The organism is Gilliamella sp. M0364 (assembly GCF_016100565.1).
GTDB lineage: Bacteria > Pseudomonadota > Gammaproteobacteria > Enterobacterales > Orbaceae > Gilliamella > Gilliamella apis.
Map to the genome: position 1 here is coordinate 754123 of NZ_JACFSF010000001.1, position 11285 is coordinate 765407.

The following is an 11285-nucleotide window of genomic DNA, read 5'->3' on the forward strand; positions in this document are numbered from 1 at the left end:
GTATGGATGGTTTCAATTATTTAAAAGCAGCCATAAAACGCAAAAAATTATCATTACAGACTGTTGCTGATGCTTGTCAGATGACTAAAGGTTATTTGAGTCAATTGATCAATGATAAAATTAAAAATCCAAGCGCACAGAAATTACAATCACTTCATCATTATTTGCAAATAGACTTAGCTAGCAAAAATAAAAAAGTTGGAGTGATTTTTGGCAAATTTTATCCATTGCATACTGGCCATATTTATTTGATTCAACGTGCAATTAGCCAAGTTGATGAACTTTATATTATTCTTTGTTCCGATACTATCCGGGATATGGCGTTATTTGAAGAAAGTGCTATGTCACGCCAACCAACGATCAATGATAGGATTCGTTGGTTGTTACAAACATTCAAATATCAAAAAAATATCCATATTGAACTTTTAGAAGAAGATGGTATTCCGGCTTATCCAAATGGTTGGAATGAATGGAGTGATAGAGTCAAAAAATTATTTAAAGAAAAAGGCATTAATCCTAGTTGCGTCTATTCAAGTGAACCACAAGATGTAGCCATGTATAAAGATTTATTCGATTTAGACACAGTACTTATCGATCCTACTCGGCAATTTATGCAAGTCAGTGGTACTCAAATTCGTCAAGCCCCATTAAAAAATTGGCAATATATACCAACAGAAGTGAGACCATTTTTTGTGAGAACGGTAGCTATTCTTGGTGGTGAATCAAGCGGTAAATCGACACTAGTAAATAAATTAGCCAATATGTTTAATACCACTAGTGCTTGGGAATATGGCCGTGATTATGTATTTTTTCACCTTGGTGGCGATGAACGAGCATTGCAATATGCTGACTATGATAAAATTGCATTAGGGCATGCTCAATATATTGATTTCGCAATAAAACATGCTAACAAAGTGTCATTTATTGATACCGATTTTATTACCACTCAAGCGTTTTGTAAAAAATATGAAGGTAAAGAACATCCTTTTTTACAAGCTATGATCAATAATTATCGATTCGATCTAGTTATCTTATTAGGTAATAACACACCGTGGGTTGCTGACGGATTAAGAAGTTTAGGCAGTCCAAAACAGCGAAAAGATTTTCAACAATTGCTGATCTCATTGTTAAAAAAAAATCATATTAAATACATCCAAATTGATTCACCAGATTATGAAGAGCGTTATTTGCGAAGTATCGAACTAGTCAATCAACTTATTAATGATGAAGAGTAATGATTATGAATAAATTAAGCCATTTTGCCATAGCTATTGGCCGCAATAAATTTTATCCATTGTTTTGTATTATCTGTGTCACCGGAGCATATATATATACGGATCCAATTAATGATTTCAATTTACGCTATGCAGTATCATACGCTGGTGCATTTTTAGGATTGTTATGTGTGATCTTATTAGCAAAACGAAAAAATTTAGGTAATGTGCTTGGTATGCTAGCGGTAATTGCTGAATGTTGTGCAAATTTCCTTGGTGGTAATATTGGGGCGGGTTTGCCAACGTTTTACTATTTTGGCTCACATATTTATGGCATATTAACTTGGCAAAAAAATCTTGATAATAATAAAAGCGTTAAAGTTCGTACTTTAAATGAAAATGCCTTTTTATATGCGTTAATATTCCTCATTGCGGCTGCTTTTTTCAATATTTATTTAACTAATGAAATCGGCGCAATAAATACCTCCTACCAACTTATTACCAACTGCTTTATATTCGGGCTAGGCGTAGTTGCTCAACTTTTATTAATGATGAGATATGCTTTTAATTGGTATTTATGGGTCTTATTAAATGTATTAGTTATTAGTTTAAATATTTATACTGACAATATTGTTATCGCAACTCAGTATTTAATTTATCTGTTTAATGCAGTATACGGTATTTGTGAGTGGAAACTTTCCGAACAAAAAGAAAAAGAGAAGAAAAATTAATTTTCGATAAATGAAAGATAATAGTTAAATTGAAAAAGAAGCAAATAATCAAATTATTTGCTCCTTTTTTCATTATTCTATATCGCCATCTACAAGCGGTACGAATTTCACTTCACCGATATTCTGAGTAATAAAATTATCACCATCTCGCTCAATTAATTGTAACGTTTGCTGGTTTTTACCTACAGGTAACACTAGTCGCCCTTTGTCAGCTAGTTGTGTCAGCAGACTTGAAGGCACTTCGGTTGCTGCTGCAGTTACAATTATGCCATCAAATGGCCCACGTTCTGGCCAACCTTGCCAACCATTACCATGCCGAGTTGAAATATTATGGATATCAAGTAACTTTAATCGTCGTTTGGTATTCCATTGTAAGCTTTTTATTCTTTCTACTGAAAAAACATGATTAACTAGTTTGGCTAAAACTGCTGTTTGATATCCTGAACCAGTACCAATTTCAAGTACCCTAGCATTAGGCGTTAAGTTTAATAATTCGGTCATTTTAGCAACAATATAAGGTTGAGAAATAGTTTGACCACTACCAATAGGTAACGAGCGATCATCATAAGCTTGATGTGAAAGCGCTTCATCAACGAACTTTTCACGTGGTATTGAAGCTATAGCTTCTAAAACACGATCATCTTTTATGCCCTGCTGGCGTAATAAGTCAATCAACTGCTGCCTTTTTAAACTTTGCATTTAAATTACTCATTTCCAATAATCAATTCACGTAATACACTTGTTGCATAACAACCTGAAGGTAAATAAAAACTGATGTCCAAGTTATTTTCATCTCGCCATTGCCACTCTAGATGCTCAGGACGCAACAATATTGAGCGTCGCATCGTTTCAACCCGTTCCTTTCTAAATAACTCAGCAAAACAAGCCCAATTTTCCAAACAATTTTGTTCAAATGTTAAAGCAATAGATTCAGTACCTAATCCTGAATCCCCCACCAAAGGAGCGGTAATATTAATCTCACCATTTTGTAAACGTTGTTGTAAAAGTGATAATTCCTCTGTTTTAGACAAAAACCAACTATTACTTTTTGATAATTGTAATATATCCCCATCAACAACTGTTTGCTGAATCTGGCGTTGAATCCTTTGACTGACTATATCATTAAAAATAGCACTACGTGCAGCAGAAAGATAAAAGCTTCTTTTTTTACGGTCTTTAACTGACATTTCACCATTAGCCCACTTTATTGCTTGATTAATATTATTTTGCTCACGTCCAAATCGTTGTTCGCCAAAATAATTAGGAACACCATGTTGTTTAATTAAGTCTAATTTTGATTCGACTTCTTGTTGACCAGTCAAATTTCTTAAAACAATTTTAAATCGGTTACCTTTTAAAGCCCCTATTTTCAATTTTTTATTATGCCGAGTAACGTGCAATATTTGACAGCCAATTAAATCAAATTGTGAAAAATCTGGGGTATCTTGGCCAGGCATATGCAAACTAAACCATTGTTGGGTAACAGCTTGGCGATCTTTAAGGCCTGCATAACTGACATTTTTCGCTGAAATGCCAACATATTTAGCTAACTGTTCAGCCACAAATACCGTATTACAATCTATCTTTTCGAGATAAACTAAAACATGTTCACCTTCACCAGTTAAATCAAAACCTAGTTCTTCGATAACAATAAAATCTTCATATTGTTGCTTATATAAACCATGGCTTGTAGGTTTACCATAAAAATAATTGAGCTCTGCTAACACGTAATCGCCTATTGTCTAATTTATCTCTATTTCTTTGCTAATAACACTACGGCTTCACAAGCTATGCCTTCTTTACGGCCAGTAAAACCCAATTGTTCAGTCGTCGTTGCTTTGACACTAATCTGATCAAAATGAATTTGCAAATCTTCAGCAATATTAACCCGCATTTGATCTACATGAGGTCTCATTTTAGGTTCTTGTGCAATAATAGTAGTATCTAAATTAATTAATTTATAACCTTTAGATTGGATAATACCATACACTTCTTTCAATAATAATCGGCTATCTATACCTTTGTATTTAGGATCTGTATCTGGAAATAATTTACCAATGTCTCCTAAAGCCAATGCACCAATTAATGCATCAGTAATAGCATGTAATACCACATCACCATCAGAATGAGCAACAAGACCAAACTGATAAGGGATTTTCACTCCAGCTAATGTAATTGGCCCTTCACCACCAAATTTATGGACATCAAACCCATGACCGATTCGCATAATCTACCTATATTAATTTTGATTAGTTAAATAAAATGATGCTAAGTTTAAATCTTCTGGTCGAGTAATTTTTATATTATCTCGACGACATTCCACCAATAATGGATGACCACCACAATACTCTATAGCCGATGCTTCATCAGTAATTGCAATATTATTTTTTAAGGCTTTACTTAAACACATTTTAAGTTCACCAGCATTAAATAATTGCGGCGTAGCAGCTCCCCATAAATAAGTTCGATCGATAGAGTGAGCAATAACAGTTTGATCATCTTTATAAGCTTGTTTAATCGTATCACTTAGTGGTGTTGCTAATATTCCACCCTTATTTTCTTGTAATACTCGATTAATTAATTTTGTAATATCTTCATGAGTAACACATGGCCTTGCGGCATCATGAATTAAGGCCCATTGGTTATCATTAACTAAATTTAAACCTGCTAAAACAGAATCAGCTCGAGTTTCACCACCATAAGCCACTTTAACATTATTTTGCGAAGCGAGTTCAAGGGTATTAAAAAACTTATCGTCAGGACTAATGACCACCACTACACAGGAAATATTGGGATGAGTTAACAATTTTTGTATAGTATGTTCCAATATTGTCATTGGACCAATTTTTAGATATTGTTTAGGTAATTGGCTTTTCATGCGACAACCCACTCCTGCAGCAGGAACGATTGCGATAATATCACTATTATTTGTCACGTAATACCTTATTGTTTTGCTTGAGAATCAATAATTATTCGATAAAAATACTCATTGGCTTTAACCATGCCTAAATGACTGCGCGCTCTTTCTTCAATCGCTTCATAGCCTTTTTGCAAATCGTCAACTTCCGCAAACATCTGTTCGTTACGTGCTTTCAACATATCATTCTCTCGATGCAGATTCTGTAACATTTGCACATTTTCTTGATAATCATAAATGTTATTCTTGCCATACCACAATGAGTACTGTAAATAACCCAGCACTAGTAGTAATAAAAATGGAATTTTCCACCTAATCATAAGTTTAATTTATCTCTTAACTTAAATACATTTAACAGGTTTTGGTAAGCCTGCTAGTTTAGTTGCTTGTTTAGCTGGACCATCAGGAAATAACTTATATAAATACCTACTATTGCCCTTTTCTGGACCAAATTTTTTTTCCATTGCTTTAACCAATGCACGAATTGCCGGTGAAGTTTTATATTCTAAGTAAAAATCACGAACAAATAAAATCACTTCCCAGTGAGCATCAGTTAACTCTATAGATTCTAAAGTAGCTAATTCAGGTACTAAATCAACAGTCCAATCCTGCCAATTTTTTAAATACCCTTTATCATCAGTGTCTATTTGATTTAACATTTTTCAAAACATAACTTAATATTTGCTGCGTATTATACTCGATTAATAAGATTGCAACACTAGTTTTGGCGAGTAAACAAGCTAGTTTTGCTGAATTTCATCCGAATTTGGCGAAAATTAAAGCAGTCGATAAAAAATATTAAATTTACTATTTACAAACAAGTCCGTCTCCTTTAATATTCACAGCCATTGCGGAAGTGTGGCTGAGCGGTTGAAAGCACCGGTCTTGAAAACCGGCGAGGGGCGACCCTCCCAGAGTTCGAATCTCTGCGCTTCCGCCATCTTCTTTAAATATTATCTAAAAATCAAAAAGTTGAAATAGAATTTTTTTAGTATTCCATCTAATATACCACTTTAGTTAAATAATCTTACAATCTTAAATAAGTTCTCATCTGCCAATATTTTAAGTCAATACGCACTAACTTATGGCTAAAACGGCTAATTTAGCCGAATTAGTAAAAAAATAATGAAATTTTTTTAAATTTAAAACACTAATTAAAAAAGTAAGTTTAGAGTAAAGCCTAACTCCTTTTTTATTCGGAATTTTATTGGTTTTTATTTAGCAATACATGTAATTTGTTATGTTGAGGGTAAAACTCTAAGTAATCAGCCACTTCATGCTTATCTGGATACCCTCTTTGATCACCAGTCATAATTAAACCTGTTAGTTGATTCATTGCTCTTGGTGTAAATAACCGCATACTATCTGGTCGTCTACGCCAGACGTCTCCTTTACGTTCATCTCTTTCTAATATAAGAACAGTAATATTTTTTTAGTCAGAAATGATGCTAAACACAGTCGTAAGTCATTAATTATATCCTCTAATAGATATATGTTGGGTGAGCATATATCAATTCAATGGTTATTTAATTGAATAAACTAGCTATATTAAATCTCTCATTCTTTTTTTTAAATGAAAATAATTGTCAAAGAATAAATAACTATTTGAAATATAGAGAGTTAAATAAATGAATAATTTTTTTTTATAAAATGAAGTCAGCTTATTTGTTCAAGACAATATTACTCACCCATTTATATAATGCAGTTAACTTTTCACAATCTAATAACCAAACAAGAGATGGAGTAACATAATGGAAAATAATAAGGAAGTGGCTATGTCTGTGAATTTTTTACTCGGTTGTAGGGGTAATTATATTACGGGTCAAACTCTAGTTATTGATGGTGGAATGTCTGCTTAATGAAACAGCATTTTGTGATGCTGTTCATAGAAGCAATGATTAAAATGAAAGATGTAAATGGAGTGTAGGATGGAAAACAACACCGATGGCCGACAATTCAATGGTTTAAAACGATATAAAAAATTGATTATTTTATCTGTTATTTTCCTAGTTTCAGGGATAGGATACTTCATTTTTTGGTTCATGTTTTCTCGGTTTACAGAATCTACAGATAATGCGTATGTTATGGGAAATCAAATTCCAATTCATACTCAAATAAGCGGAGGAATCTCCTCCATTTACGTTGATGATAATGACTTTGTGAGAAAAAAAGATGTTATCGCTCAATTAGAATCAATTGATGCTGAAAATAATTTTAGTTATGCAAAAAATGAATTAGCCAAGGTAATAAGAGAAATTCAACAGATCAAACTGACAACTGAAAAATTGTCAGCAAGTATTCAATTAAAGCAAGCGACATTAGATAAATTAGAAAAAGATTTAGCTCGGAGAGAAGGCCTTTGGTCTCGTAATGCTATTTCAAAAGAAGAAATAGAGCATGCTAGGCAAGATGTATTAATTGCGTTAAATGACTTAAAAATTTCCAAGCAAGAGTTAGAAATTAATAATGCCCTATTAATGCAGAATTCATTATTAGAACAACCACGTATTCAGCAAGCTATTTCTAAACTAAAGGAAGCTTGGCTTAACTTAAAACGAGTAACAATTGTTTCCCCTGTCACTGGATATGTTTCGAGGCGCCAAGTCCAAGTTGGAACACAGGTTAATAGAGGAGAACGATTATTAGTTATTGTTCCTTTGGATCAAGTTTGGGTAGAAGCTAACTTTAAAGAAGTTCAATTAAAACACATTCGAATAGGACAAAAAGTTAAGTTAACTAGTGATTTTTATGGAGATGATATTAAATTCGACGGGGTGATTACAGGAATTGCTATGGGAACGGGAAGTGCATTTTCGTTATTACCAGCACAAAATGCAACAGGAAATTGGATTAAAGTAGTTCAGCGTTTACCTGTTCGTATTGAATTGAATAAAGAGCAAATTAAGGAATATCCATTACGGGTAGGGTTATCTATGTATGTAACAGTGGATACCAGTGATGTAAGTGGAAAATTACTTACTGATATTTCACCTCAAGAAATTAAATATCAAACAGATGTACTTGCTTACGACTTAGATGAATTCGAGCAACTAGTACGAGAAATTATGCAAAATAACTTAATTTTAGAGAGTAATATTCAGTGAATCATAAAATGTCACCATTATATCTATCAGGTGCAAAATTAATTGGGCTTATTGTTGCATTGGCAACAGTGGCCTTCTTACAAATTTTAGATTTAACAATTGCCAATGTAGCTCTCTCTACTATTGCTGGAAACCTAGGAACATCAAGTAGCCAAGCAACATGGGTAATTACATCATTTGCCGTATCCAATGCCATTTCAATTCCTTTATCTGGATGGCTAGCTAAGTACTTTGGGGAAGTTAAATTATTTTTGTTTTCAATTTTGTTGTTTGTATTTGCTTCTTGGTTATGTGGTGTCTCCAACAGCCTTGAAATGTTAATTATTTCACGAGTACTACAAGGTGCGGTTTCTGGACCAATTATTCCTCTTTCTCAAAGCTTATTATTAGCTAACTCTCCAGATTCCAAAAAAAATATGTCTTTAGCAATATGGTCGATGACTATTATTATTGCTCCCGTCTGCGGACCTATTTTGGGTGGATGGATAAGTGACAATTTATTTTGGGGCTGGATTTTTTTACTAAATGTGCCAATTGGTCTAATAGCATGGATAAGTATTAGAATATTATTAAAAGGACGAGAAACAGAAATAAGTAAATCTCGAATAGATACTATCGGGCTTGCTTTATTAATATTTGGTGTTGGTAGTTTACAGCTTATTTTAGATAGAGGAAAAGAACTGGATTGGTTTAATTCATCTGAAATTATTATTTTATCTGTGATAGCGTTAGTAACACTTTCTTTTTTTGTTCTTTGGGAAATGACATCGAATCATCCTATTGTTGATCTATCTTTATTTAGATCAAGAAATTTTACAGTAGGGACGATTTGCATAAGTTTGGCATTTTTGCTACATATAGGAACATTAGTTATGCAACCACAGCTATTACAACGAGTTTTTGGTTATACTGCAACGTGGGCAGGATTAGCATTGTCTCCCATCGGTTTAGTTCCTATCGTTCTTGCTCCAATTGTCGGCCGTTTGGTTCCTTATTTAGATATGAGGAAGCTTGTGACTTTTGGTTTCATTGTTTTTGCTTTGTGCTTTTTTTGGAGAGCTTACTCGTTTGAGCCTAATATGGATTTTTCGAGTTCTGCATGGCCCCAATTCATTCAAGGATTTGCGATAGCTTGCTTTGTTATGCCTTTGAATATAATAATTTTAACTGATATACCTTCTCACAAGTTAGCGGCAGCAGGAAGTTTATTTAATTTTTTTAGAACATTATCTACTTCCATTGGTACTTCTTTAACAAATTCATTATGGGAACATCGTGAAGCAATTCATCACAACCAACTAACTGATCTAATGAATCAAAATATACAAACGCTAGAATACACATATCAGCAGTTTCAGCTGCAAGGTTTTTCTGAAACTCAAGCTTCGGCAAAACTGGCACAAAATATTACTAATCAGGGGCTGGTAATCTCAACCAACGAAATTTTTTGGCTATATGGAATTATTTTTCTACTATTAATCATAGTTGTTTGGTTTGCAAAATCAACCATTACATCAAAGAATGAAATAGAAAAATAGTTGGTTATATAATCCCTTAATTAATAACAAGATTATAATATTTTGAAAAATAAAAATGAACTTCACAAACTTTATTGATCGGATTAGCTACATGTAATGTACATGTTTTTTCTTTGTTTATACCTATGCAAAAAATATTTTCATATGAAAGTGTAATACCAGTTGAGCTAAACGCCTTATATAAACTCTCTTGGGCTGAAAATACTAAAGTAATGTAATGTGTTATGTCCATTATCATGTCACTGGGAATAGAGCATTTTAGGATCGTTTGACTTAAATCAATTGCTTTTTGAGTGGACATTATTTTTTCTATATCAACTCCTATGCTTTGAACCTCATTTGAGTGTTTTATTGTAACCGCAGTTACAAAATTATTAGAGTGAGATATTGAACCAGCTATGTTTTTAGGTCATAAAATGGCTCCGTTGGAACTTTTTAGTCTCCAGTAATATTCTCCCTCACGCAATAAGTTTTCTAATGCCATAGCAGAAAACACTCTACCAGCTAAGAACTCTATTTTTCTTCTTACTGGAAATTATTTAACATCTTTTTTTAATTTTAATAGTAAATTATCAAAATTATTAATATTAAAATTATCTACTGAAAAATGGCAAAAAGATTGCGAAATATTTTGCGATCCTATAATAAAGTTTTTGGTGATAGGTTTAAAATAACCAAAAATACGTTTGTATTGTTCTTGATTAACTTTATACATGATATGTGTTATCCTTTAGTTAGTTAAAGTTAATCGAATTACGTATATATATAGTCTTTAAATATGGTTTATGTTACTGTTTTTAATGACAAGGATGTTTATTTAGCAGGGATAAAATATCATGTTAGACAATGATTTGTTAGTTAAAGTGCACCGACAAAATTTATCTACATTGCTTTTTATAAACAATATCACGACGGATTGGCATCGTCACCCTTCTCTTCAATTGACAATATCATTGCACAATATGTCTTTTGAGCTAGAAACACCAGATGAAAAAAAAGATGTGTTTGGTTTTATTATTCAATCAAATGTTCCCCATAAACTGCGCGCACCAGATGTCTGTTGTATTAATTTGCTTATTGACCCAGAAGATCCCTATTATCACTTATTATCGCATTTTACTGAAACTAATCCTGTTTATTTTCTTACTAAAGAAGAAGCATTAAAAATTGCCAGTTATTTTATGAAATCTGTTACTGTTAGCCAACCATTTGAGCTTTATCACGTCTATAAGTTATTATGTGAGTCAGATCCTAATTGTTCATGTGATCAAGATAACCGCATTAATAAAGCAGTCTCTATTATTTCATCATTACCTATAAAGCAAATTTCATCGAGGGAAATCGCCGAAAAAATACACCTTTCTGAAAGTCGCTTTCTTCATCTTTTTCGTTCTGAGTTGGGTATTAATTTCAGGGGTTACCTATTGTGGAAAAGATTGCAGGATGTAATTGATACACTCGACTCCCATACAACGCTGACAAAATTAGCCAATGATATGGGATTTTCTGATTCGGCTCATTTTAGCAGAACATGTTTATCTAGTTTGGGGCTGAGACCATCACAACTCAAACGAGCTTTAATAATTGATAATAAAGACACTATATGCGGAAAACATTACTGTTTGTACAGCGTATTTCAGGCATTACATACCTAAAATACACTGTATTATCGTTTATATACTACTAACTGAATATAAGATTCTTCGTTTCAGAAATATTGACCAAAGATTGCATTTGATTAATCGCAATACCATTGAGTTGTATCAAGCGTTCGCAAGCAC

The 11285-nt window shown here is 32.9% G+C and carries 13 protein-coding genes and 1 tRNA gene; 6 read left to right on the top strand and 8 right to left on the bottom strand.

All coding sequences use genetic code 11. The features are described 5' to 3' along the window. The first annotated feature begins 2 nt into the window (after window positions 1–2). Both nadR and pnuC read left to right on the top strand, forming a co-directional pair. Window positions 3–1235, top strand: coding sequence for a multifunctional transcriptional regulator/nicotinamide-nucleotide adenylyltransferase/ribosylnicotinamide kinase NadR (nadR, locus tag H3U96_RS03430; RefSeq protein ID WP_086360593.1), 1233 nt, complete (start codon window positions 3–5; stop codon window positions 1233–1235). A gap of 5 nt (window positions 1236–1240) precedes the next feature. Beyond that, the gene (gene pnuC / locus H3U96_RS03435; protein WP_065578644.1) at window positions 1241–1945 is read left to right on the top strand and encodes a nicotinamide riboside transporter PnuC; all 705 of its coding nucleotides are present in this window, start codon (window positions 1241–1243) and stop codon (window positions 1943–1945) included. A gap of 72 nt (window positions 1946–2017) precedes the next feature. Here pnuC and H3U96_RS03440 read toward each other — a convergent pair whose 3' ends face one another. Genes H3U96_RS03440 through H3U96_RS03465 form a run of 6 tightly spaced genes read right to left on the bottom strand, consistent with a single transcriptional unit; the run spans window position 2018 to window position 5521 of the window. After that, the gene (locus H3U96_RS03440; protein WP_034902158.1) at window positions 2018–2644 is read right to left on the bottom strand and encodes a protein-L-isoaspartate(D-aspartate) O-methyltransferase; all 627 of its coding nucleotides are present in this window, start codon (window positions 2642–2644) and stop codon (window positions 2018–2020) included. Between the two features lie 5 nt (window positions 2645–2649). After that, window positions 2650–3672 carry a tRNA pseudouridine(13) synthase TruD gene (gene truD, locus H3U96_RS03445; protein WP_086360594.1) on the bottom strand — a complete coding sequence of 341 codons (1023 nt, stop codon included), beginning with the start codon at window positions 3670–3672 and terminating at the stop codon, window positions 2650–2652. A 26-nt stretch (window positions 3673–3698) separates the two neighbouring features. Then, complete coding sequence (gene ispF, locus H3U96_RS03450; protein ID WP_232347712.1) at window positions 3699–4172, bottom strand: 2-C-methyl-D-erythritol 2,4-cyclodiphosphate synthase; 474 nt, start codon at window positions 4170–4172, stop codon at window positions 3699–3701. Between the two features lie 12 nt (window positions 4173–4184). Then, complete coding sequence (gene ispD / locus H3U96_RS03455; RefSeq protein WP_086357069.1) at window positions 4185–4880, bottom strand: 2-C-methyl-D-erythritol 4-phosphate cytidylyltransferase; 696 nt, start codon at window positions 4878–4880, stop codon at window positions 4185–4187. An 8-nt stretch (window positions 4881–4888) separates the two neighbouring features. Next, window positions 4889–5182 (bottom strand): cell division protein FtsB, encoded by a 294-nt coding sequence (gene ftsB, locus H3U96_RS03460; protein ID WP_034902171.1) that lies wholly within the window; start codon window positions 5180–5182, stop codon window positions 4889–4891. A 21-nt stretch (window positions 5183–5203) separates the two neighbouring features. Beyond that, on the bottom strand, window positions 5204–5521 hold the full coding sequence (locus H3U96_RS03465; RefSeq protein WP_034902173.1) for a TusE/DsrC/DsvC family sulfur relay protein: 318 nt from the start codon (window positions 5519–5521) through the stop codon (window positions 5204–5206). Window positions 5522–5714: 193 nt separating this feature from the next. Between H3U96_RS03465 and H3U96_RS03470 the strand changes: the two genes are divergently transcribed. Further along, window positions 5715–5802, top strand: a tRNA-Ser gene (locus H3U96_RS03470). Between the two features lie 264 nt (window positions 5803–6066). Here the strand turns inward: H3U96_RS03470 and H3U96_RS03475 are convergent. Beyond that, entirely contained in the window at window positions 6067–6222 is a 156-nt protein-coding gene (locus tag H3U96_RS03475; protein ID WP_198195586.1) for a hypothetical protein, read from the bottom strand. Between the two features lie 568 nt (window positions 6223–6790). Here H3U96_RS03475 and H3U96_RS03480 point away from each other — a divergent pair. Then, window positions 6791–7966: an efflux RND transporter periplasmic adaptor subunit gene (locus H3U96_RS03480; protein WP_086360595.1), complete on the top strand. Its 1176-nt coding sequence runs from the start codon at window positions 6791–6793 to the stop codon at window positions 7964–7966. A gap of 8 nt (window positions 7967–7974) precedes the next feature. Next, complete coding sequence (locus H3U96_RS03485) at window positions 7975–9504, top strand: DHA2 family efflux MFS transporter permease subunit (RefSeq protein WP_198195597.1); 1530 nt, start codon at window positions 7975–7977, stop codon at window positions 9502–9504. A 535-nt stretch (window positions 9505–10039) separates the two neighbouring features. Here the strand turns inward: H3U96_RS03485 and H3U96_RS03490 are convergent. Beyond that, window positions 10040–10219, bottom strand: coding sequence for a hypothetical protein (locus H3U96_RS03490; RefSeq protein ID WP_198195599.1), 180 nt, complete (start codon window positions 10217–10219; stop codon window positions 10040–10042). A gap of 121 nt (window positions 10220–10340) precedes the next feature. Between H3U96_RS03490 and H3U96_RS03495 the strand changes: the two genes are divergently transcribed. After that, window positions 10341–11159: a helix-turn-helix domain-containing protein gene (locus tag H3U96_RS03495; protein ID WP_198195601.1), complete on the top strand. Its 819-nt coding sequence runs from the start codon at window positions 10341–10343 to the stop codon at window positions 11157–11159. Window positions 11160–11285 lie beyond the last annotated feature (126 nt).

Bases quoted from the DNA above. Each gene is read 5' to 3' on its own strand.
- nadR (WP_086360593.1), top strand. From the start codon at position 3: ATGGATGGTTTCAATTATTTAAAAGCAGCCATAAAACGCAAAAAATTA.
- pnuC (WP_065578644.1), top strand. From the start codon at position 1,241: ATGAATAAATTAAGCCATTTTGCCATAGCTATTGGCCGCAATAAATTT.
- H3U96_RS03440 (WP_034902158.1), bottom strand. From the start codon at position 2,644: ATGCAAAGTTTAAAAAGGCAGCAGTTGATTGACTTATTACGCCAGCAG.
- ispF (WP_232347712.1), bottom strand. From the start codon at position 4,172: ATGCGAATCGGTCATGGGTTTGATGTCCATAAATTTGGTGGTGAAGGG.
- ftsB (WP_034902171.1), bottom strand. From the start codon at position 5,182: ATGATTAGGTGGAAAATTCCATTTTTATTACTACTAGTGCTGGGTTAT.
- H3U96_RS03465 (WP_034902173.1), bottom strand. From the start codon at position 5,521: ATGTTAAATCAAATAGACACTGATGATAAAGGGTATTTAAAAAATTGG.
- H3U96_RS03475 (WP_198195586.1), bottom strand. From the start codon at position 6,222: ATGCGGTTATTTACACCAAGAGCAATGAATCAACTAACAGGTTTAATT.
- H3U96_RS03480 (WP_086360595.1), top strand. From the start codon at position 6,791: ATGGAAAACAACACCGATGGCCGACAATTCAATGGTTTAAAACGATAT.
- H3U96_RS03485 (WP_198195597.1), top strand. From the start codon at position 7,975: ATGTCACCATTATATCTATCAGGTGCAAAATTAATTGGGCTTATTGTT.
- H3U96_RS03490 (WP_198195599.1), bottom strand. From the start codon at position 10,219: ATGTATAAAGTTAATCAAGAACAATACAAACGTATTTTTGGTTATTTT.
- H3U96_RS03495 (WP_198195601.1), top strand. From the start codon at position 10,341: ATGTTAGACAATGATTTGTTAGTTAAAGTGCACCGACAAAATTTATCT.